The following is a 20,031-nucleotide window of genomic DNA, read 5'->3' on the forward strand; positions in this document are numbered from 1 at the left end:
CATGCTGACTATCGCCCTGTCCAAAGGCCGCATTCTCGATGACACCCTGCCACTGCTCGCCGCGGCGGGCATCGTGCCGACCGAGAATCCGGACAAGAGCCGCAAGCTGATCATCCCCACCACCCAGGACGACGTGCGCCTGCTGATCGTGCGCGCCACCGACGTGCCGACCTATGTCGAGCACGGCGCCGCCGATCTCGGCGTGGCCGGCAAGGACGTGCTGCTGGAGTACGGCGGCCAGGGCCTGTACGAGCCGCTGGATCTGCGCATCGCCAGGTGCAAGCTGATGACCGCCGGCGCGGTTGGCGCCGCCGAACCCAAGGGCCGCCTGCGGGTCGCCACCAAGTTCGTCAATGTGGCCAAGCGTTACTATGCCGAGCAGGGCCGCCAGGTCGACATCATCAAGCTGTACGGCTCCATGGAGCTGGCGCCGCTGGTGGGCCTGGCCGACAAGATCATCGACGTGGTCGATACCGGCAACACCCTCAGGGCCAATGGCCTGGAGGCGCAGGAACTGATCGCCCACATCAGCTCGCGGCTGATCGTCAACAAGGCGTCGATGAAGATGCAGCATGGCCGCATCCAGGCGCTGATCGACACCCTGCGCGAAGCGGTCGAGTCGCATCATCCGCATTGATCGTGCCTCGCGCGACTTCCGGGTCGCGCAACGCCTATCCGGGTCATAGCCAAATTCTCAGGTGCCCGCACGGTGGGCTTGCTACGCTAGCGGCGCCTGAGAGCCTGTTCAACGTCTGCCGCGCTTCGGCCCTGCGGCGTTAAAAACAGGCTCGGAATGCTCATTTACTGCAGTAAACTCCGCTTGCTCGCCTGTTTTTGCGGGGACGCCCAGTCCTTGCATTGCTCTAGCTCGCGAGACCTAGAAACAGGCTCTGAGAACACGCCATCCAGATGAGGCCTTAGCCATGACCGCTCCCGTTGCCATCCGCCGACTCAACGCCACCGACCCGGATTTCGCGCGCCATCTGGATCATCTGCTGAGCTGGGAAAGCGTCTCGGACGACGGCGTCAATCAGCGTGTGCTGGAGATCATCAAGGCCGTACGCGAGCGCGGCGATGCGGCGCTGGTCGAGTTCACCCAGCGTTTCGACGGCCTGGACGTGGCCGCCATGGCCGACCTGATCCTGCCGCGCGAGCGCCTGGAGCTGGCCCTCACGCGTATCACCGCCGAGCAGCGCCAGGCGCTGGAAACCGCCGCCGAGCGCGTGCGCAGCTACCACGAGAAGCAGAAGCAGGATTCCTGGACCTACACCGAGGCCGATGGCACGGTGCTGGGGCAGAAGGTCACGCCGCTGGATCGTGCCGGCTTGTACGTGCCGGGGGGCAAGGCCTCCTATCCGTCGTCGGTGCTGATGAACGCCATCCCGGCCAAGGTCGCCGGGGTGCTGGAAGTGGTGATGGTGGTGCCGACGCCGCGTGGCGAGATCAACGAGCTCGTCCTGGCCGCCGCCGCCATTGCCGGCGTCGACCGGGTATTCACCATCGGCGGCGCCCAGGCCGTCGCCGCGCTGGCCTACGGCACCGAGAGCGTGCCGCCGGTGGACAAGATCGTCGGCCCGGGCAATATCTACGTGGCCACCGCCAAGCGCCACGTGTTCGGCAAGGTCGGCATCGACATGATCGCCGGCCCCTCGGAAATCCTCGTGGTCTGCGACGGCCAGACCGATCCGGACTGGATCGCCATGGACCTGTTCTCCCAGGCCGAGCACGACGAGGACGCCCAGTCGATCCTGGTCAGCCCCGATGCGGCTTTCCTCGACAAGGTTGCCGACAGTATCGCCCGCCTGCTGCCGAGCCTGGAGCGCGAAAGCATCGCCCGTACCTCGCTGGAAGGGCGCGGCGCGCTGATCCAGGTGACGGACATGGCCCAGGCCATCGAAGTGGCCAACCGCATCGCCCCGGAGCACCTGGAACTGTCGGTGGAAAACCCCGAGCAGTACCTGGCGCAGATCCGTCACGCCGGCGCCATCTTCATGGGCCGCTACACCGCCGAGGCATTGGGCGATTACTGCGCCGGGCCGAATCACGTGCTGCCGACCTCCGGTACCGCGCGTTTTTCCTCGCCGTTGGGCGTCTACGACTTCCAGAAGCGCTCGTCGATCATCCAGTGCTCGGCCGAGGGCGCCTCGGAGCTGGGCAAGGTGGCCTCGGTGCTGGCGCGCGGCGAGTCGCTGACCGCCCACGCGCGCAGTGCCGAGTATCGGATCAAGGACTGAACGGCCGATTAAATGCGCTGGAGGCTGAAGGCTGGACGGGGCACGTGCTGCTTTTCGTCCAGCCCTCCAGCCTCCGGCCTCCAGCGATTTTTTAGAGGAGAGAAGGGCAATGAGTAAATTCTGGAGCCCCTTCGTCAAAGACCTGGTGCCTTACGTGCCGGGTGAGCAGCCCAAGCTGAGCAAGCTGGTCAAGCTCAACACCAACGAAAACCCCTACGGCCCGTCGCCCCGGGCGATTGCGGCGATGCAGGCGCAACTGGGCGACGACCTGCGCCTGTACCCGGACCCGAACGGCGACCGGCTCAAGCAGGCGGTCGCCGATTTCCACGGCGTGCAGCCGGCCCAGGTGTTCGTCGGCAACGGTTCCGACGAAGTGCTGGCCCATGCCTTCCACGGGCTGTTCCAGCACGGCAAGCCGCTGTTGTTCCCCGATATCAGCTACAGTTTCTACCCGGTCTACTGCGGGCTTTACGGCATTCAGGCCGAACCGCTGGCGCTGGACGAGCACTACCGGATCCGCGTCGAGGATTACGTGCGCCCCAATGGCGGCATCGTCTTTCCCAATCCCAACGCGCCGACCGGCTGCCTGCTGGCGCTGGATGCCATCGAAACCCTGCTGCGGGCCAATCCCGACAGCGTGGTGCTGGTGGACGAGGCCTATATCGACTTCGGTGGTGTCTCGGCCATCGGCCTGGTCGACAAGTACCCGAACCTGCTGGTGACCCAGACCCTGTCCAAGTCCCGTTCCCTGGCCGGTCTGCGGGTCGGTCTGGCGGTGGGCCATGTGGATCTGATCGAGGCCCTGGAGCGGATCAAGAACAGCTTCAACTCCTACCCGCTGGATCGCGTCGCCATTGCCGGTGCCGCCGCTGCCTTCGAGGATCGTGCCTATTTCGAGCAGACCTGCGCGGCGGTGATCGCCAGCCGCGAGCAGGTCACGGCCGGCTTGCGGGCGCTGGGCTTCGAGGTGCTGCCGTCGGCGGCCAACTTCGTCTTCGCCCGCCACCCGCAGCGCGATGCCGCCGGGCTGGCCGCCGGCCTGCGCGAACAGGGGGTGATCGTGCGGCACTTCAAGCAGCCGCGGATCGCCCAGTTCCTGCGTATCAGCATCGGCACGCCGGAGCAGAACCAGGCCCTGCTGGACGCCCTGGCGACGCTCTGAGCGACAGCCGCCGATTTGGCCCAAGACGGCGGTTTGCCTTGGCCCTGTAGGAGCCGCGCCCCCGCGGCGATTGCTGGCCGCACCACGGATTTGTTTCGATGGCCGCCATCGCCTCGCGTCGAGGTCGGGGCTCCTACACGGGCGGCTGTTTGCCGCTCTGCTGTAGGCGCCCCTGCTAATTGCTGGTGGCGACTGGCGGACGCACGCCGATTTCGGCCTTCAGCTCCATCATCTTGCCGTTGCGCATAATCTCGATGCGAATCGACTCGCCGGGTTTGGCGCGGGCGACCTGGTTCATCGAGCGGCGCGCGTCGCCGGCCGGCTCGCCGTCGATCTTGAGGATCAGGTCGTTGGGCTGCAGCCCGGCCTTCTGCGCCGGGCCGTTGCGGTAGATGCCGGCGACGATGATGCCCTGGCGGCCCTCCAGGCCGAAGGATTCGGCCAGCTCCGGGGTCAGCGGTTGCACTTCGATGCCCAGCCAGCCGCGGATTACCTGGCCGTGCTCGATGATCGCCTGCATTACCTCCAGCGCCAGCTTCACCGGGATGGCGAAGCCGATGCCCTGCGAGCCGCCGGACTTGGAGAAGATCGCCGTATTGATGCCGACCAGGTCGCCATAGGCATCGACCAGGGCCCCGCCGGAGTTGCCGGGGTTGATCGCCGCGTCGGTCTGGATGAAGTCTTCGTAGGTGTTGAGGCCCAGCTGGTTGCGCCCGGTGGCGCTGATGATGCCCATGGTCACGGTCTGGCCGACGCCGAAAGGGTTGCCGATGGCCAGGGTGACATCGCCGATCTTGATGTTGTCGGGGCGCCCGAGGGTGATCGAGGGCAGGTCCTTGAGGTCTATCTTGAGTACCGCGAGATCGGTTTCCGGATCGCTGCCGATGACCCGGGCGAGGGTTTCGCGGCCATCCTTGAGCGCCACCACGATCTGGTCGGCATCGGCGGTCACGTGGTTGTTGGTCAGCAGGTAGCCTTCGGGGCTCATGATCACCGCCGACCCCAGGCTGGACTCCATGCGCCGCTGCCTGGGCAGGTTGTCGCCGAAGAACTTGCGGAACTGCGGGTCCTCGAACAGCGGATGATTCGGCTTGCTGACGTACTTGGTGGTGTACAGGTTGGCCACCGCCGGCGACGCGGTATTCACCGCCGTGGCGTAGGACACCGGGCCTTCCTGCGTACGGTTATAGGCCGGTGCCTGACGCAGTTGCACATCCTGCGCGGGCAGGCCGACCCACTGCGGGTAGTGCTGCATGATCAGCAGCGACAGCAGAACGCCGACCAGTAATGGCCAACCGAAGAAACGCAGGGCCTTGAGCATGGATACGATCCTGAGAGTTGCGAGGGCCTGATGAGCCCCTTAAGGTGCGCCATTATAGAGGGCCGTTCGGCAATAAAGCAGCGGTCTGCAACAGCTCGTGAGGAATCTCTATGGCCATTGCCTTGACAACCCTGGTGGCGGAGGCCGAGCGCTATCTGGGCGCCGCGCGCATCAGCGATTACTGCCCCAACGGCCTGCAGGTCGAGGGTCGCCCCCAGGTGCTGCGCATCGTCAGCGGGGTGACCGCCAGCCTGGCGTTGATCGAAGCGGCCGTGGAGGCCCGGGCGGATGTGCTGCTGGTGCACCATGGCTACTTCTGGAAGGGCGAGAATCCCTGTGTCACCGGGATGAAGCAGCGCCGGCTGAAAGCCCTGCTGGCCAACGACATCAGCCTGCTGGCCTATCACCTGCCCCTGGACGTGCATGCCGAGGTGGGCAACAACGTGCAGCTCGCCCAGCAGTTGGAGATCACCGTCGAGGGGCCGCTGGAGCCGGACAACCCGCGTACCGTCGGCCTGGTCGGCTCGCTGGCACAGCCGATGAGCGCGCGGGATTTCGCCAGGCGTGTGCACGACACGCTGGGACGTGAGCCGCTGCTGGTGGAGGGCGAGCGCATGGTCAGCCGTATCGGCTGGTGCACGGGCGGCGGGCAAGGCTATATCGACCAGGCCATTGCCGCGGGTGTCGACCTCTACCTGACCGGCGAGGCGTCCGAGCAGACCTACCACAGCGCCAGGGAAAACGGCATCAGCTTCATCGCGGCCGGGCACCATGCCACTGAACGCTATGGCGTGCAGGCCTTGGGTGACTACCTGGGCAGGCGTTTCGCCATCGAGCATCTGTTCATCGACTGCCCGAATCCGATCTGAGTGACGGAGCTCTGCGTGCGAACCGGGGCGCCGGTCGGTCGGCAACGGCTGCAGCTCGATGCGCGCACCTGACGCTTGGGGCGGCGCGATGTCTGGCGGCCTTTTTCATCGGCATAATGCTAGACCGTTTCGATCTAAGTGCCTTCCTGAATAGAATGAGGCGCTGTGCTAGAGTGCGCGCTCGTCCAAGGCCCGCCGGCCTGAATAAAATACCGTTATCCCGTGAGTAGCCATGCTCGACAAACTGACGCACCTGAAACAGCTCGAGGCGGAAAGCATCCACATCATTCGTGAGGTGGCCGCCGAATTCGATAACCCGGTGATGCTCTACTCCATCGGCAAGGATTCCGCCGTGATGCTGCACCTCGCGCGCAAGGCGTTCTTTCCCGGCAAGCTGCCGTTCCCGGTGATGCACGTCGACACGCGCTGGAAGTTCCAGGAAATGTACCGCTTTCGCGACCAGATGGTCGCCGACCTCGGCCTGGATCTGATCACCCACGTCAACCCGGACGGCGTGGCGCAGGGCATCAACCCCTTCACCCACGGCAGTGCCAAGCACACCGACATCATGAAGACCGAGGGCCTCAAGCAGGCACTGGACAAGTACGGCTTCGACGCCGCGTTCGGCGGCGCACGGCGTGACGAAGAAAAATCCCGGGCCAAGGAGCGTGTCTACTCGTTCCGTGACAGCAAGCACCGCTGGGACCCGAAGAACCAGCGCCCGGAGCTGTGGAACGTCTACAACGGCAAGGTCAAGAAGGGCGAATCGATCCGCGTGTTCCCGCTGTCCAACTGGACCGAGCTGGATATCTGGCAATACATCTACCTGGAGCAGATCCCCATCGTGCCGCTGTACTTCGCCGCCGAGCGCGACGTGATCGAGAAGAACGGCACGCTGATCATGATCGACGACGAGCGCATCCTCGAGCACCTGTCGGACGACGAGAAGGCCCGTATCCAGAAGAAGATGGTGCGCTTCCGCACCCTGGGCTGCTACCCGCTGACCGGCGCGGTGGAGTCCCAGGCCACCAGCCTCACCGACATCATCCAGGAAATGCTCCTGACCCGGACTTCCGAACGCCAGGGCCGCGTGATCGATCACGACGGGGCCGGGTCGATGGAAGAGAAGAAACGCCAGGGGTACTTTTAAAGCCGATAAAAGCGCTGGAAGGTTGGAGGCCGAACGAAATGGATTTCGAGCGACTCGACGTATGGAAACTCTCCGCAAGACTTTCGGTGGATGTATATCGAGAGCTGACTGGTTGCCGGGATTTCGGCTTCAAGGATCAGATAACCCGCTCGGCCTTGTCCGTTCCCAGCAACATTGCCGAAGGCATGACGCGCGATGGTGACAAGGAAAAACGTTACTTTCTGAGCATGGCCAAAGGGTCGTGCTCGGAGTTGAGAACTCAGATTTATATAGGTGTTGAGGTCGGCTTTATTTCGACCGAGATCGGTCGGGACTGGATTGACCGCTGCAAGCGCATCGCGGCGATGCTCTCCGGTCTGCTCAGGTTGCTTCAGCGTCCATGAATTATCGGCTTGCTCGGTGTGCTTTTTCGTTCAGCCTCCAGCTTCAAGCCTTTAGCGATTAGAGAAAACCATGTCTCACCAGTCCGATTTGATTTCCGAAGACATCCTCGCCTACCTGGCCCAGCACGAGCGCAAGGAGCTGCTGCGCTTCCTCACCTGCGGCAACGTCGATGACGGCAAGAGCACCCTGATCGGGCGTCTGCTGCACGACTCCAAGATGATCTACGAGGATCATCTGGAGGCCATCACCCGCGACTCGAAGAAGAGCGGCACCACCGGCGAGGAGGTCGATCTGGCGCTGTTGGTCGACGGCCTGCAGGCCGAGCGCGAGCAGGGCATCACCATCGATGTCGCCTACCGCTATTTCTCCACGGCCAAGCGCAAGTTCATCATCGCCGACACCCCCGGCCACGAGCAGTACACGCGCAACATGGCCACCGGCGCTTCGACCTGCGACCTGGCGATCATCCTCATCGATGCCCGCTACGGCGTGCAGACCCAGACCAAGCGGCACAGCTTCATCGCCTCGCTGCTGGGTATCAAGCACATCGTCGTGGCCATCAACAAGATGGATCTCAAGGACTTCGACGAAGGCGTCTTCGAGCAGATCAAGGCCGACTACCTGAAGTTCGCCGAGGGCATCGCCCTCAAGCCGAGCTCGCTGCATTTCGTGCCGATGTCGGCGCTCAAGGGCGACAACGTGGTCAACCGCAGCGAGCGTTCGCCGTGGTACAGCGGGCAGTCGCTGATGGAAATCCTCGAGACGGTCGAGGTCGCCGGCGATCGCAATTTCACCGACCTGCGCTTCCCGGTGCAGTACGTCAACCGTCCCAACCTCAACTTCCGCGGTTTCGCCGGCACCCTGGCCAGCGGCATCGTGCGCAAGGGCGACGAAGTCGTGGCGTTGCCGTCGGGCAAGGGCAGCAAGGTCAAATCCATCGTCACCTTCGAGGGCGAGCTGGAGCAGGCCGGTCCGGGCCAGGCGATCACCCTGACCCTGGAAGACGAAATCGACGTGTCGCGCGGCGACATGCTGGTGCATGCCGACAACCGTCCGCAGGTGGCCGACAGCTTCGACGCCATGCTGGTATGGATGGCCGAAGAGCCGATGCTGCCGGGCAAGAAGTACGACATCAAGCGCGCCACCAGCTACGTGCCCGGCTCGATTGCCAGCATTGCCCACCGGATCGACGTCAACACCCTCGAGGAAGGTGCGGCGAGCAGCCTGCAACTGAACGAGATCGGCAAGGTGAAGGTCGCCCTGGATGCGCCCATCGCCCTGGATGGCTACGCCCACAATCGCACCACGGGCGCCTTTATCGTCATCGACCGCCTGACCAACGGCACGGTCGGCGCCGGCATGATCGTCGCCGCCCCCCGTGACGGCGCAACCGGCGGCCATCATGGCCCGTCCGCCCACGTCTCGACCGAGGAGCGGGCGTCACGCTTCGGCCAGCAGCCGGCCACCGTGCTGTTCAGCGGCCTGTCCGGCGCCGGCAAGAGCACCCTGGCCTATGCCGTGGAGCGCAAGCTGTTCGACATGGGCCGGGCGGTCTACGTGCTCGACGGGCAGAACCTGCGCCACGACCTGAACAAGGGCCTGCCGCAGGACCGCGCCGGGCGTACCGAGAACTGGCGACGTGCCGCCCATGTGGCGCGGCAGTTCAACGAAGCCGGCCTGCTGACCCTGGCGGCCTTCGTCGCGCCGGATGCCGAAGGCCGTGAGCAGGCCCGGGCACTGATCGGCAGCGAACGCCTGATCACCGTCTACGTGCAGGCATCGCCGCAGGTGTGCGCCGAGCGTGACCCGCAAGGCCTGTACGCCGCCGGTGGCGATAACATCCCCGGCGAGTCGTTCCCCTACGATGTGCCGCTCAATGCCGATCTGGTGCTGGATACCCAGAACCTGTCGGTGGAAGAGGGCGTGAAGCAGGTACTCGCTTTGCTGCGCAGCCGAGGCGCGATCTGACTTAGCGACAAGCTGCAAGCTGCAAGTGAAAAGCATGGCGTCGATCTTGCCTTTGCTTATGGCTTGAAGCTTGAAGGTTAATAAAAATGCCCGCTCTCTCACGAGGCGGGCATTTTTCGTTCGATGTGGCGGCTAATCAGATGCCGTGACCACGGGCGCGCTCGCGCTCGTTGATCTCCATCTGCTCACAGCTCAGGAAGCCTTTGCCATCGACGCGATCGGCGGAGTTGAACGACACGTAGTAGGGCTGCTGCTTGCCGTCCTTGTTGAGTACGTAGTTGTTGCAGGTGCCCGGACTGACCGTACGGTTGATCTCCGAGGAGGGTGGGCCACCGAGTTCGAGCACGGTCGACTTGCTCATGTCCTTCTCGACCTGCTTGACCAGCGGCTCGTTGCGGTAGGTGAAGTGGTCGACCGGGTTTTCCGGCTTGCCGGCACAGCCGACGAGCACGGTCAGTGCGCAAACGGCACCCAGGCTTTGCTTGAACATGGTGGTTTTTCCTTGTGATGAACCTGACAGTTTTTCGAGTTGGGCGGGGCTGGATTAGTTCGCCCTAAATCTCGTGCGTGGCGCCGGCCGACTGGCGCCGCCGCTCTGTGGGTTCTTCCACTGGCAAGCAGGGTGGTCATGCGCGCAGGCGGCGCAGTATCAGCACTCGTTCTGTAGCGGCTGCAGGCTGTCCCTGGCTTCGCCGAGTATGGGCGGCGGGTCTCTGCTGGGCAGGGCGAGCACATGGGCGCTGAAGAGGCTGAGGGCCAGGGCGATGGTCAAGGCTTTCATGGGTGCACCTCGTTCGTGTGCGTTCGGTGTTTCACGGAACCATGCTAAGGGCGAGGCAGTCAGGGATGAAGTCGACTGCCTCGATAGTGGCCATCGACGATCATGATGTGCTTTCCCTGCTGCTCGCCTGATGCCTGCCGTTGGCCAGGCGACGCCCCTCCATGGAGACTGAAATGGGTCATCGTGCAGTTCCCCGGTATCCGCTGGTGCTGGTTCCCGGCTTCCTGGGCTTCGTCAGCCTGCTCGGTTTCGAATACTGGTATGGCATCGTTACCGCTTTGCGCAATCAGGGGGTCGATGTCTACCCGGCGCGCTTGTCGCCAGTGCATGCCACGGAGCTGCGTGGCGAACAGTTGCTATTGCAGATCGCCGAGGCGCGCCGGCGCAGCGGTGCGGAAAAGGTCCATTTGATCGGTCACAGCCAAGGTGCCCTGGTATGCCGCTATGCCGCCGCGCACCGGCCGGCGTGGATCGCGTCGGTTACCTCTCTGGCCGGCCCGCACCAGGGTTCGGAGCTGGCCGATCATGTGGAGCGCAGGGCCGCGCCAGGCAGTCTGCGCCATACGCTGCTGCGACTGGGCGTGCATATGCTGGGGCGGCTGTTGACGCTGCTGGATAGCGGGGCGCGGGGCGCGACCATGCCGATCGACGCCGTGGCCGCCCATCGCTCGCTGACCTCCGAGGGCGTGGGCATCTTCAACCACCAGTATCCCCAGGGCTTGCCCCTGGCGTGGGGCGAGGACGGGCCGGAAGAGGTCAACGGCGTGCGCTACTACTCCTGGTCCGGCACCCTGCAGCCCGGCATCACCGACCAGGGCGGCAATCGTCGCGATCCCTCGAACTGGTTCTGCCGCCGCTTCGCCCGTACCTTCGTGCGCGAGGCCGGACAGAACGATGGCATGGTCGGCCGCATCAGCTCGCACCTGGGCAAGGTGATCCGCGACGACTACCCGCTGGATCACCTGGATATCGTCAACCAGCACTTCGGTCGTGCGGGCGAGGGGGTCAATCCGGTCAGCCTGTACATCGAGCACCTGCGTCGGCTGCACGAGGCGGGCCTGTAGCTGGCGCGCGTTGCAGGCGTAGCCCGGGTCGAGCGAAGCGATACCCGGGAAGGACGGTCGCCATCGGTGGAGCGGCATTCAGCAACAAGCGCGCGGAATGGCCACAGGTGCGTAGGAGCGGCAACCTCGCGGCGAATCGTGGCCATACCGCGCTTCTTGCAGCATGGCCGCCGTCGAATCGCGCCGGGGGCGACGCTCCTACGTGTGAACCCTTTGACTGCGAACGGGCTCTTGCAAGGGTCAAGACGGTATCCACGGGACGCCTGGGCTCATTGCCCGGATTGCGCCGCCTTGAGCGCTTCAAGGGCCGGTGCGGCGTAGATGCCCACGGCGACGGCCAGCTCCATCACCCGCGGCAGGTCGGTGCTGTACACCAGCACGGCCTGCAGGGCGTCGTCCAGCGGCTCGCTGAAATCGAGCAGTACATAGCCCCGGGTTTCCCTGGACAGGCTGCTGAGCTGCACCTGGATGCGGTTCAGCGCCTTGAGCGCCTCGACCTTGTGCAACTGCTTGGGCGTGAGCACGAAGCTGACCTGGGGGCCGAAGGAGGCGACGATCTGGCTGAACAGTTCGTCGTAGCCGTCGGCCTGGAACAGCACGGTATCCGGCAGGCTGCCGACCACCACCCATTCGCCCAGGGGAATGGGGAAGCTGTCATCGTAGTTGATGTCCGGATTGGCTGCCAGGAACGCCTGGGGGTCGGCATAGGCCTGGGCGGCTTCGTCGGCGATGCGGGCGATTTCGTCCTGCGGCAGGCAGCCCGAGCTTATTTTTTCGATCAGTTCTTCGAGCTGGGCTTTCATGGGGCGATCCTGAGAGAAAAACGGGAGGGCAAGGCTGCCCGTTACGGCGGCTCAGCGCAACTGGCTTTCCGCCAGGGTGCGGCTGCGTGGAATCAGCGTGGCATCCCAGTGGCGTGCGCTCCAGGCCAGTAATGCCTCCGGCGTGGCATCGTCCAGTTCGGCCGGCGCCGGCTGGCCCAGGGCGCGCAGGGCGCGGATCAGCAGCGGCGTGGCCTGGTCACCAGGGAGTGGCGGCGAGCGGTAGGACTTGCCGAGCTTGTGGCCGTCGGGCTGGATGATCAGCGGCACGTGCAGGTAGCGCGGCTGCGCCAGCCCGAGCAATTCCTGCAGGTACAGCTGTCGCGGCGTGGAGTCGAGCAGATCGGCGCCGCGTACCACGTCGGTCACGCCTTGCCAGGCATCGTCGAGCACCACGGCCAGTTGGTAGGCATACAGGCCGTCGCGCCGGCGGATGACGAAATCACCGACGTCCCGGCCGAGGTGCTGCTGGTACTCGCCCTGCACCCGGTCGTTGAAACGGTAGGTGAGCTGCGGCACGCGCAGGCGGATCGCCGCATCGTCGCAGCCATGGCCGGCATTGCGGCAGGTGCCGGGATAGATGCCGCCGCAGCCTTCGAGCTGCTTGCGCGAGCAGATGCAGGCGTAGGCCAGGCCCTGGTCGAACAGACGCTGCACCAGGGCCTGGTAGGCGTCGTGGCGCTCGCTCTGGCGCACCAGCTGGCCGTCCCAGTGCAGGCCATAACGCTCCAGAGTCTGCAGAATCGCCGCCTGGGCGCCAGGGGCTTCACGGGGCGGGTCGAGGTCTTCCATGCGCAGCAGCCAGCGTCCGCCGACGGCGCGGGCATCGAGGTAGGAGGCCAGGGCGGCGACCAGCGAGCCGAAATGCAGGTAACCACTGGGCGTGGGAGCGAAGCGGCCGATGTAATCGGAGCTGGGCATGGCGGGGCGTGTTATCGGGTGGTGAAAATGCAACGGGGCGCCTGAGCGCCCCGTTCGACCGGCTCAGGAGCCGATCTGCTTTTCCTTGATTTCCGCCAGCGTCTTGCAGTCGATGCACAGGGTCGCGGTGGGGCGGGCTTCCAGGCGACGGATGCCGATCTCGACACCGCAGGAGTCGCACCAGCCGTAGTCTTCGTCTTCGATCAGCTGCAGCGTTTCGTCGATCTTCTTGATCAGCTTGCGCTCGCGATCACGGGCGCGCAGTTCCAGGCTGAATTCCTCTTCCTGGCTGGCGCGGTCGGCGGGATCAGGGAAGTTGGCCGCTTCGTCCTGCATGTGGTGCACGGTACGGTCGACTTCCTGCATGAGCTCCAGCTTCCACTTGTTGAGGATGCTGGTGAAGTGGGCGCGCATCGCCTCGCTCATGTACTCCTCGCCCTTGGTTTCCTGGTAGGGTTCGAAGCCACGAATCAGTTGGCTGCTTGTTGCTTTTGCTTTGGTGGGCATGGATGACCGCCTCTCACTCTCTCTAATCCACTGCGCAGGATCTGTGTCCATTGCCGTTTACAACAACGGCCCTGCGGCTGCAAGCGGGCGAACTTACCAGATCGGTTCGAGCCGCGCCACTCCCGGTTGTCGCGCTTACGCGCGTTTGTGCCGCAGGCCGTCTGCGCGGCGCTTGAAATAATCCTGGCGGCCGCTCGAGAAGCCTAGCCGGTCTGGCTCCGCCCGCGGGCGACCGCCATCGGCCGCAGTGTAAAGGCGTATTTCGGCAGCGCCTGGCAGGTTAGACTTTCTGCTTTTCAGCAAGGCAAGAGCATGGCCCAGTCCTACAGTGCCCGCAGTCGCGCGATCGAACCCTTCCACGTCATGGCGTTGCTGGCGCGGGCCAACCAGTTGCAGGCCGATGGCCACGATGTGATCCACCTGGAAATCGGCGAGCCGGATTTCACCACCGCGGCCCCCATCGTCGCCGCCGGGCAGGCGGCGCTGGCTGCCGGCCATACCCGCTATACCGCCGCCCGCGGGCTGCCGGCGCTGCGTGAGGCGATTGCCGGGTTCTATGCCCAGCGTTACGGCCTCGACATCGACCCGCAACGCATCCTCATCACGCCGGGTGGTTCCGGGGCGCTGCTGCTGGCGGCCAGCCTGCTGGTCGACCCGGGCAGGCACTGGCTGCTCGCCGACCCGGGCTACCCGTGCAACCGGCACTTCCTGCGCCTGGTGGAAGGGGCCGCGCAACTGGTGCCGGTCGGCCCACAGGAGCGTTATCAACTGACCCCTCAGGCCGTGGCCAGCCACTGGAACGCCGACAGCGTCGGCGCCTTGCTCGCCTCGCCGGCCAACCCCACCGGGACCCTGCTGACGCGCGCCGAGCTGAGCGCCCTGTCCGTTGCCCTGAAAGCGCGGGGCGGGCACCTGGTCGTCGACGAGATCTACCATGGCCTGACCTACGGCGTGGAGGCCAGCAGCGTCCTGGAAGTGGACGACGAGGCCTTCGTGCTCAACAGTTTTTCCAAGTATTTCGGCATGACCGGCTGGCGCCTGGGTTGGCTGGTGGCGCCACCGGCCGCCGTCGCCGATCTGGAGAAGCTGGCGCAGAACCTCTACATCAGTGCGCCGAGCATGGCCCAGCATGCCGCCCTGGCCTGCTTCGAGCCGCAGACCCTGGCCATTCTCGAGGAGCGTCGCGCGGCGTTCGGCCAGCGCCGCGACTTCCTGCTGCCGGCGTTGCGCGAGTTGGGCTTCGGCATCGCCGTGGAGCCGCAAGGGGCCTTCTATCTATATGCCGACATCAGCGCCTTCGGCAACGATGCCTTCGCCTTCTGCCAGCACTTTCTCGAGCATGAGCACGTGGCCTTCACCCCGGGCCTGGATTTCGGTCGCCACCAGGCCGGCCACCATGTGCGTTTCGCCTATACCCAGAGCCTGCCGCGCCTGCAGCAGGCCGTCGAACGTATCGCCCGTGGCCTGAAGCGCTGGAGGGCCGATGCAGTTTGATCCGCCGCTGGAGGAGGCCCGTCTGCTGCGCCGCTACAAACGCTTCCTGGCCGATGTCGAAACCGCCTCCGGCGAGCGGCTGACCATTCATTGCCCCAACACGGGGTCGATGCTCAATTGCATGAGCGAAGGCTGTCGGGTCTGGTTCAGCCGTTCCAACGACCCCAGGCGCAAGCTGCCGGGGACCTGGGAGATCGGCGAAACGCCTCACGGCCGGCTGGCCTGTATCAACACGGCGCGGGCCAATGGCCTGGTCGAGGAAGCGCTGCGCGCCGGCTCGATCGGCGAGCTGGCCGGTTTCACCGGGCTGCGTCGCGAGGTGCCCTACGGCCAGGAGCGCAGTCGTGTGGATTTCTGCCTGGAGTACGCCAGCGGCGTGGCCTTCGTCGAGGTGAAGAGCGTCACCCTGGGCTTCGCCGACAGCGCCGTGGCCGCCTTTCCCGATGCCCGCACCGAGCGGGGCGCCAAGCACCTGAGGGAGCTGGCGGCGTTGGCCCGCAGCGGGGTGCGGGCGGTGCAACTGTACTGTGTGAACCTGTCGGGCATCGAAGCGGTGCGCCCTGCCGAAGAGATCGACCCGGCCTACGCCGCCGCGCTGCGCGAAGCGGTGAGCGCCGGGGTCGAGGTGCTGGCCTATGGCGTGGATATCGCGCCGCAGGGGATTCGTGTGGTGCGGCGCCTGGAGGTGATGCTCCAAGGCTGTTGAAAAACTACCTCGGCGTTTGAGCTGCAAGCCACAAGCTTCAAGCTGCAAGATAGAAGCAAGAGCAATAGAGCGCTCCGAGCCGCTTTTAACTTGTAGCGCGTAGGGTGGATGACGCTTTTTTCATCCACCCTTGCGATTGCGGAGCGGTGGACGGGTCGGGCCGCGTAGGTAAAGCGTCGTCCACCCTAGGGATTGTTGCAGACCCTAGGGCTCGACCCAGATGCCGTCGTCGGTTTCCCGGCTGGCGACGGCGCTGAGCGACTGGCCTTCGCAGGGGCCCGCCACGCATTCGCCGGAGTCGATGAGAAACAGCGCGCCATGGCGGGCGCAGCGGATCAGGCTGGCGCTGGGGTCGAGAAACTGTTCGGCGTGCCACTCCAGCGGTACGCCCCGGTGCGGACAGCGATTGCGGTAAACGAACACGTCGCCGTCCTTGCGCACGGCGAACAGCTGCGTTCCTGCAACAACGAAGCCCCGACTCTGCGCCTCGGGCAGTTCATGCGGGGCGCATAATCGAATCATCGCGATCTCCAGGCCAAGGCCTGGATTATCCCGCATGCACAGGGCGCTGGGACAGGGGCGCGCGGAGCGCCAGATCGATAGATTAACTGAACGAAAATCATTATCAACAATATTGGGCTTTGCTGCTCTTTGCGGTAATCTTGCGACCTTGCAGCGTTGCGTGTCGTTGCCCCGGCGCAGGGCGATCCGTTGCGTAACCCGCCCCCTGATCCTGAAGGAATTGCCATGACCATGCCCGACCCGTCCCCAACCCCTGGCGCCAGCCCGCTGTATCAGGCCTGGCAGGACCTGCGTGCCGAGCAACCGCAACTGCGTGCCCGGGATGCCGCGCGGCAACTGGCGGTCAGTGAGGCGCAGCTGACCGCCAGCCGGCTCGGTATCGATGCCGTGCGCCTGCAGCCGGCCTGGGCGGCGCTGTTACCGGCGCTCGGCGAGCTGGGGCAGGTCATGGCGCTGACGCGCAACGAGCACTGCGTGCATGAGCGCAAAGGGGTCTATCGCGAGGTCACCGTGACCGCCAATGGGCAGATGGGGCTGGTGGTGTCCGCCGATATCGACCTGCGCCTGTTCCTCGCCGGCTGGGCCAGCGTGTTCGCCGTCGAGGAGGCGGGCGCGCGCGGCGTGCAGCGCAGCATCCAGGTCTTCGATGCCCAGGGTGTCGCGGTGCACAAGGTCTATCTCACCGAGCACAGCGAGGTGTCGGCCTGGGCGCCGCTGGTCGAGCGTTTCCGCGCCGAGCCGCAGAGCGCCGAGCTGGAGCTGCAGCCCTTGCCCGTGCGCGAGGCGCCGCGGCACGACGATCTGATCGACGTGAATGCCCTGCGGGTGGGCTGGTCGACGCTCAAGGACACCCACCATTTCTTCGCCTTGCTGAAGAGCCACGGCGCCACGCGCACCCAGGCCTTGCGCCTGGCCGGTCGCGAGTGGGCCGAAGCGCTGGAACCCGCCGCCCTGCCGGTATTGCTGGAGCAGATCGCGGCCAGTGAGGTGCCGGTGATGGTATTCGTCGGCAACCGGCACTGCATCCAGATCCATACTGGCCCGCTGCACACCCTGCGCTGGATGGGCGACTGGTTCAACGTGCTCGATCCCCTGTTCAATCTGCACCTCAAGGCGCACGAGATCCGTGAGTTGTGGCGCGTGCGCAAGCCCAGCAGCGATGGTGTGATCACCAGCTGGGAAGCGTTCGATGCCGACGGCGAGCTGATCCTGCAACTGTTCGGCGCCCGCAAGCCGGGGATTGCCGAGCGTGACGACTGGCGGCGTCTGGCCGAGAGCGTGCCGGCGCTGGCACGCTGAACGGATCGCGCTGCACACCTGGGCCAGCGCTGCGGCTACACTGCCAGGCTTTGGCCACTACCGACGCATACACCGACGGGTCGCCATGCCGACCTGGCCAGGATCACCGATTTTTGCTGGAGCCCAACCCATGACGCGCCGTATTGCCGCATTCGCCCTGTTCGCCAGCCTGCTCTGCCCATTGCTGACGAGTGCCGACACCTTGCCACAACGCTGGGTCAGCGCCGGTGGTTCCTTGAGCGAGTGGGTGGTGGCGCTGGGCGCTGAAAGCAAGCTGGTGGGGGTCGATACCACCAGCCTGCACCCGGCCTCATTGCAGACGCTGCCGAGTATCGGCTATCAGCGCCAACTGGCGGCCGAGGGCATCCTGGCGCTGCGTCCTCAGGTGCTGCTGGGCACCGAGGAAATGGGCCCGCCGCCGGTGCTGGCGCAACTGAGCGCCGCCGGGGTACAGGTCGTGAGCCTGTCGGCCAGGGCCGATCTGCAGGTGCTGCAGGACAACCTGCAGCGCATCGGCGCGCTGCTGGGGACCGAAGCCCAAGCCGAAGCCCTGTTCACCGCCTATCAGGCGCGCCTGCAGGCCCAGGCCGACTGGGTCGCCAAGGCCCAGGCCGGACAACAGGCGCCTGGCGTATTGCTGTTGCTCGGCCATGCCGGCAGCAGCCCCATGGCCGGTGGCAAGGATACGGCCGCCGCCTGGCTGATCGAGCAGGCCGGTGGCCGCAACCTGACCACCCACAGTGGCTACAAGGCGCTGTCCAGCGAGGCGTTGCTGGCCCTGGACCCCGAGGTGGTGGTCTTCGCCGACCGGCGTCTGACGGGCGATGAAGCCAGGCAAGCGCTGCTCAAGCAGAATCCGGCGCTGGCCTCGACCCGCGCCGGCCGTGACGGGCGCCTGGTGGCGATCGACCCGACCCTGCTGGTCGGCGGTCTCGGCCCGCGTATCCCCGACGGGCTGGCCGAGCTGTCGGCGGCCCTGTATCCCGATAGCGTGCCGCTGACCCAGCCCGCCCCATGAAACCGCTGCTCAGCCCGCGCTCACTGTTCATCGCACTGAGCCTGCTGCTGGCGCTCGCGCTCTGGCTGTCGTTGGCCCTGGGGCCGGTCAGCCTGCCGCTGGGCGATACCCTGAAGGCCGCGCTGCGTCTGCTGGGCCTGGACCTGGGCAGAGAAGAGCTGCAACAGGCCGAGCTCATTCTCGGGCAGATCCGCATGCCGCGTACCCTGCTGGGCCTGGCGGTCGGTGCGGTGCTGGCGCTGTGCGGCGTGGCCATGCAGGGCTTGTTCCGCAACCCGCTGGCCGACCCCGGCCTGGTCGGCGTGTCCAGTGGCGCGGCACTGGGCGCCGCCGTGGCCATCGTCGGCGGGGCGGCACTGGGCGGTATTCCCGAACTGATCGCGCCCTACCTGCTGTCGCTGTGCGCCTTTATCGGCGGCCTCGGGGTGACGGCGCTGGTCTACCGCCTCGGCCGCCGCGACGGGCAGACCAGCGTGACCACCATGCTGCTCGCCGGCATCGCCCTGAATGCCCTGGCGTTCGCCTGCATCGGCCTGTTCACCTACCTGGCCGATGACGCCACCCTGCGTACCCTGACCTTCTGGAACCTCGGCAGCCTCAACGGCGCCAGCTACGCCCGGCTGTGGCCCTTGCTGCTGGTGACCGTCGCCGTGGCGCTGTGGCTGCCGCGTCGGGCCAAGGCACTCAATGCGCTGCTGCTCGGCGAGTCGGAGGCCCGGCACCTGGGCTTCGCCGTCGAACGCCTCAAGCGCGAGCTGGTGTTCTGCACCGCCCTGGGCGTCGGCGCGGCCGTGGCCGCGGCGGGGATGATCGGTTTCATCGGCCTGGTGGTGCCGCACCTGGTGCGCCTGCTGGTCGGCCCGGATCATCGCGTGCTGCTACCGGCCTCGGCGCTGGCCGGAGCCAGCCTGCTGCTGCTGGCCGACCTGTTCGCCCGCCTGATCCTGTCGCCGGCCGAGCTGCCCATCGGCATCGTCACGGCGCTGATCGGCGCGCCGTTCTTTCTCTATCTGCTGCTGCGGGGGCGAACCTGATGCTGCGTGCACGGAGCCTGTCGATCCTGCGGGGCAGCCAGCTGGTGCTGGCCGATATCGATATCGAGCTGGTTCCCGGCCAGGTGCTGGGCGTGCTCGGCCCCAACGGTGCCGGCAAGAGTACCTTGCTCGGCGCGCTGTGTGGCGAGCTGGCGCCGGCCCAGGGCAGCGTTCATCTGGGCGATAAGCTTCTGGCCGACTGGCCGGGTGTCGAGCGCGCCCGGCGCCTGGCGGTGCTGCCGCAGAGCTCGACCCTGAGTTTCGCCTTTCGCGTCAGCGATGTGGTGGCCATGGGGCGCATGCCCCACGACAGCGGCCGGCAGCGCGATGCCGAGATCATCCAGCAGGCGCTGCAGGCCGCCGATGCCGCGCACCTGGCCGAACGCAGCTACCTGGAGCTGTCCGGCGGCGAGCGCCAGCGTGTGCACCTGGCCCGGGTGCTGGCCCAGCTCTGGCCCGGCGGCGCGGCGCAGAGCCTGCTGCTCGACGAGCCGACCTCCATGCTCGATCCCTTGCACCAGCACACCACCCTCCAGGCGGTGCGCCGTTTCGCCGAGCAGGGCGCGGCGGTGCTGGTGATCCTGCACGACCTGAACCTGGCCGCCCGCTACTGCGACCGCCTGTTGCTGCTGGAGCAGGGGCGCGCCCACGCCATCGGCGCGCCGGCCGAGGTGCTGCGCGCCGAACCGCTGCAGGCGGTGTTCGGCCTCGAGGTGCTGGTGCAGCGGCATCCCGAGCGGGGGCATCCGCTGATCGTTGCCCGCTGAGGAGGATTA

21 protein-coding genes are annotated in these 20,031 nt (G+C 65.9%); 14 read left to right on the forward strand and 7 right to left on the reverse strand.

The window, feature by feature from the left end; translation table 11 throughout:
• Position 1: 1 nt before the first annotated feature.
• From hisG to hisC, 3 genes are all read left to right on the forward strand, one after another.
• Positions 2–637 (forward strand): ATP phosphoribosyltransferase, encoded by a 636-nt coding sequence (hisG, locus tag DNK34_RS15405; RefSeq protein ID WP_131175874.1) that lies wholly within the window; start codon positions 2–4, stop codon positions 635–637.
• A 286-nt stretch (positions 638–923) separates the two neighbouring features.
• Positions 924–2,234 (forward strand): histidinol dehydrogenase, encoded by a 1,311-nt coding sequence (gene hisD / locus DNK34_RS15410; RefSeq protein ID WP_131175873.1) that lies wholly within the window; start codon positions 924–926, stop codon positions 2,232–2,234.
• A gap of 109 nt (positions 2,235–2,343) precedes the next feature.
• Positions 2,344–3,396, forward strand: coding sequence for a histidinol-phosphate transaminase (hisC, locus tag DNK34_RS15415; protein WP_131175872.1), 1,053 nt, complete (start codon positions 2,344–2,346; stop codon positions 3,394–3,396).
• A gap of 175 nt (positions 3,397–3,571) precedes the next feature.
• On the opposite strand, the gene algW is transcribed toward hisC, so the two are convergent.
• Positions 3,572–4,717, reverse strand: a complete 1,146-nt coding sequence (algW, locus tag DNK34_RS15420) for a Do family serine endopeptidase AlgW (protein WP_131175871.1) — start codon at positions 4,715–4,717, stop codon at positions 3,572–3,574.
• A gap of 110 nt (positions 4,718–4,827) precedes the next feature.
• Between algW and DNK34_RS15425 the strand changes: the two genes are divergently transcribed.
• The 4 genes from DNK34_RS15425 to cysN all read left to right on the forward strand — a co-directional run bounded on the left by DNK34_RS15425 (position 4,828) and on the right by cysN (position 9,088).
• Positions 4,828–5,586: a Nif3-like dinuclear metal center hexameric protein gene (locus DNK34_RS15425; RefSeq protein ID WP_131175870.1), complete on the forward strand. Its 759-nt coding sequence runs from the start codon at positions 4,828–4,830 to the stop codon at positions 5,584–5,586.
• Between the two features lie 232 nt (positions 5,587–5,818).
• The gene (cysD, locus tag DNK34_RS15430; protein WP_131175869.1) at positions 5,819–6,736 is read left to right on the forward strand and encodes a sulfate adenylyltransferase subunit CysD; all 918 of its coding nucleotides are present in this window, start codon (positions 5,819–5,821) and stop codon (positions 6,734–6,736) included.
• Between the two features lie 38 nt (positions 6,737–6,774).
• Complete coding sequence (locus tag DNK34_RS15435; protein WP_131175868.1) at positions 6,775–7,119, forward strand: four helix bundle protein; 345 nt, start codon at positions 6,775–6,777, stop codon at positions 7,117–7,119.
• Between the two features lie 70 nt (positions 7,120–7,189).
• On the forward strand, positions 7,190–9,088 hold the full coding sequence (gene cysN, locus DNK34_RS15440; RefSeq protein ID WP_131175867.1) for a sulfate adenylyltransferase subunit CysN: 1,899 nt from the start codon (positions 7,190–7,192) through the stop codon (positions 9,086–9,088).
• A 136-nt stretch (positions 9,089–9,224) separates the two neighbouring features.
• Here the strand turns inward: cysN and osmE are convergent, their stop codons facing one another.
• Positions 9,225–9,578 carry an osmotically-inducible lipoprotein OsmE gene (gene osmE / locus DNK34_RS15445; protein WP_131175866.1) on the reverse strand — a complete coding sequence of 118 codons (354 nt, stop codon included), beginning with the start codon at positions 9,576–9,578 and terminating at the stop codon, positions 9,225–9,227.
• A 159-nt stretch (positions 9,579–9,737) separates the two neighbouring features.
• Complete coding sequence (locus tag DNK34_RS25870; protein WP_278248877.1) at positions 9,738–9,869, reverse strand: hypothetical protein; 132 nt, start codon at positions 9,867–9,869, stop codon at positions 9,738–9,740.
• 173 nt (positions 9,870–10,042) lie between these two features.
• On the opposite strand from DNK34_RS25870, the gene DNK34_RS15450 reads away from it, so the two are divergent.
• Positions 10,043–10,933, forward strand: coding sequence for a lipase family alpha/beta hydrolase (locus DNK34_RS15450; protein ID WP_242675216.1), 891 nt, complete (start codon positions 10,043–10,045; stop codon positions 10,931–10,933).
• A 269-nt stretch (positions 10,934–11,202) separates the two neighbouring features.
• Here the strand turns inward: DNK34_RS15450 and DNK34_RS15455 are convergent, their stop codons facing one another.
• The 3 genes from DNK34_RS15455 to dksA form a co-directional block, all read right to left on the reverse strand.
• Entirely contained in the window at positions 11,203–11,736 is a 534-nt protein-coding gene (locus DNK34_RS15455; RefSeq protein WP_131175864.1) for a hypothetical protein, read from the reverse strand.
• Between the two features lie 51 nt (positions 11,737–11,787).
• Positions 11,788–12,675 carry a tRNA glutamyl-Q(34) synthetase GluQRS gene (gene gluQRS, locus DNK34_RS15460; RefSeq protein WP_131175863.1) on the reverse strand — a complete coding sequence of 296 codons (888 nt, stop codon included), beginning with the start codon at positions 12,673–12,675 and terminating at the stop codon, positions 11,788–11,790.
• 63 nt (positions 12,676–12,738) lie between these two features.
• Entirely contained in the window at positions 12,739–13,182 is a 444-nt protein-coding gene (gene dksA, locus DNK34_RS15465) for an RNA polymerase-binding protein DksA (RefSeq protein ID WP_131175862.1), read from the reverse strand.
• Between the two features lie 312 nt (positions 13,183–13,494).
• On the opposite strand from dksA, the gene DNK34_RS15470 reads away from it, so the two are divergent.
• Positions 13,495–14,676 (forward strand): pyridoxal phosphate-dependent aminotransferase, encoded by a 1,182-nt coding sequence (locus DNK34_RS15470; RefSeq protein WP_131175861.1) that lies wholly within the window; start codon positions 13,495–13,497, stop codon positions 14,674–14,676.
• Positions 14,666–15,382: a DNA/RNA nuclease SfsA gene (gene sfsA / locus DNK34_RS15475; protein ID WP_131175860.1), complete on the forward strand. Its 717-nt coding sequence runs from the start codon at positions 14,666–14,668 to the stop codon at positions 15,380–15,382. The genes DNK34_RS15470 and sfsA overlap by 11 nt, the downstream gene beginning before the upstream one ends.
• Positions 15,383–15,586: 204 nt before the next feature.
• On the opposite strand, the gene DNK34_RS15480 is transcribed toward sfsA, so the two are convergent.
• On the reverse strand, positions 15,587–15,904 hold the full coding sequence (locus DNK34_RS15480) for a Rieske (2Fe-2S) protein (protein ID WP_131175859.1): 318 nt from the start codon (positions 15,902–15,904) through the stop codon (positions 15,587–15,589).
• A 231-nt stretch (positions 15,905–16,135) separates the two neighbouring features.
• Here DNK34_RS15480 and DNK34_RS15485 point away from each other — a divergent pair, with 231 nt between their 5' ends.
• The 4 genes from DNK34_RS15485 to DNK34_RS15500 all read left to right on the forward strand — a co-directional run bounded on the left by DNK34_RS15485 (position 16,136) and on the right by DNK34_RS15500 (position 20,022).
• Positions 16,136–17,203: a hemin-degrading factor gene (locus DNK34_RS15485; RefSeq protein ID WP_278248879.1), complete on the forward strand. Its 1,068-nt coding sequence runs from the start codon at positions 16,136–16,138 to the stop codon at positions 17,201–17,203.
• 130 nt (positions 17,204–17,333) lie between these two features.
• Entirely contained in the window at positions 17,334–18,221 is an 888-nt protein-coding gene (locus DNK34_RS15490; protein WP_131175857.1) for a heme/hemin ABC transporter substrate-binding protein, read from the forward strand.
• A complete protein-coding gene (locus tag DNK34_RS15495; RefSeq protein ID WP_131175856.1) occupies positions 18,218–19,255 on the forward strand; it encodes a FecCD family ABC transporter permease in 1,038 nt (345 codons plus the stop codon). The genes DNK34_RS15490 and DNK34_RS15495 overlap by 4 nt, the downstream gene beginning before the upstream one ends.
• Complete coding sequence (locus DNK34_RS15500; protein ID WP_131175855.1) at positions 19,255–20,022, forward strand: heme ABC transporter ATP-binding protein; 768 nt, start codon at positions 19,255–19,257, stop codon at positions 20,020–20,022. The genes DNK34_RS15495 and DNK34_RS15500 overlap by 1 nt, the downstream gene beginning before the upstream one ends.
• Positions 20,023–20,031 lie beyond the last annotated feature (9 nt).

It is taken from the genome of Phytopseudomonas dryadis, assembly GCF_004327355.1.
Classification (GTDB): Bacteria; Pseudomonadota; Gammaproteobacteria; order Pseudomonadales; family Pseudomonadaceae; genus Aquipseudomonas; species Aquipseudomonas dryadis.

What these genes read in the sequence shown, in the direction of transcription:
- hisG (WP_131175874.1), top strand. Translation starts at nt 2, where the DNA reads ATGCTGACTATCGCCCTGTCCAAAGGCCGCATTCTCGATGACACCCTG.
- hisD (WP_131175873.1), top strand. Translation starts at nt 924, where the DNA reads ATGACCGCTCCCGTTGCCATCCGCCGACTCAACGCCACCGACCCGGAT.
- hisC (WP_131175872.1), top strand. Translation starts at nt 2,344, where the DNA reads ATGAGTAAATTCTGGAGCCCCTTCGTCAAAGACCTGGTGCCTTACGTG.
- algW (WP_131175871.1), bottom strand. Translation starts at nt 4,717, where the DNA reads ATGCTCAAGGCCCTGCGTTTCTTCGGTTGGCCATTACTGGTCGGCGTT.
- DNK34_RS15425 (WP_131175870.1), top strand. Translation starts at nt 4,828, where the DNA reads ATGGCCATTGCCTTGACAACCCTGGTGGCGGAGGCCGAGCGCTATCTG.
- cysD (WP_131175869.1), top strand. Translation starts at nt 5,819, where the DNA reads ATGCTCGACAAACTGACGCACCTGAAACAGCTCGAGGCGGAAAGCATC.
- DNK34_RS15435 (WP_131175868.1), top strand. Translation starts at nt 6,775, where the DNA reads ATGGATTTCGAGCGACTCGACGTATGGAAACTCTCCGCAAGACTTTCG.
- cysN (WP_131175867.1), top strand. Translation starts at nt 7,190, where the DNA reads ATGTCTCACCAGTCCGATTTGATTTCCGAAGACATCCTCGCCTACCTG.
- osmE (WP_131175866.1), bottom strand. Translation starts at nt 9,578, where the DNA reads ATGTTCAAGCAAAGCCTGGGTGCCGTTTGCGCACTGACCGTGCTCGTC.
- DNK34_RS25870 (WP_278248877.1), bottom strand. Translation starts at nt 9,869, where the DNA reads ATGAAAGCCTTGACCATCGCCCTGGCCCTCAGCCTCTTCAGCGCCCAT.
- DNK34_RS15450 (WP_242675216.1), top strand. Translation starts at nt 10,043, where the DNA reads ATGGGTCATCGTGCAGTTCCCCGGTATCCGCTGGTGCTGGTTCCCGGC.
- DNK34_RS15455 (WP_131175864.1), bottom strand. Translation starts at nt 11,736, where the DNA reads ATGAAAGCCCAGCTCGAAGAACTGATCGAAAAAATAAGCTCGGGCTGC.
- gluQRS (WP_131175863.1), bottom strand. Translation starts at nt 12,675, where the DNA reads ATGCCCAGCTCCGATTACATCGGCCGCTTCGCTCCCACGCCCAGTGGT.
- dksA (WP_131175862.1), bottom strand. Translation starts at nt 13,182, where the DNA reads ATGCCCACCAAAGCAAAAGCAACAAGCAGCCAACTGATTCGTGGCTTC.
- DNK34_RS15470 (WP_131175861.1), top strand. Translation starts at nt 13,495, where the DNA reads ATGGCCCAGTCCTACAGTGCCCGCAGTCGCGCGATCGAACCCTTCCAC.
- sfsA (WP_131175860.1), top strand. Translation starts at nt 14,666, where the DNA reads ATGCAGTTTGATCCGCCGCTGGAGGAGGCCCGTCTGCTGCGCCGCTAC.
- DNK34_RS15480 (WP_131175859.1), bottom strand. Translation starts at nt 15,904, where the DNA reads ATGATTCGATTATGCGCCCCGCATGAACTGCCCGAGGCGCAGAGTCGG.
- DNK34_RS15485 (WP_278248879.1), top strand. Translation starts at nt 16,136, where the DNA reads ATGCCCGACCCGTCCCCAACCCCTGGCGCCAGCCCGCTGTATCAGGCC.
- DNK34_RS15490 (WP_131175857.1), top strand. Translation starts at nt 17,334, where the DNA reads ATGACGCGCCGTATTGCCGCATTCGCCCTGTTCGCCAGCCTGCTCTGC.
- DNK34_RS15495 (WP_131175856.1), top strand. Translation starts at nt 18,218, where the DNA reads ATGAAACCGCTGCTCAGCCCGCGCTCACTGTTCATCGCACTGAGCCTG.
- DNK34_RS15500 (WP_131175855.1), top strand. Translation starts at nt 19,255, where the DNA reads ATGCTGCGTGCACGGAGCCTGTCGATCCTGCGGGGCAGCCAGCTGGTG.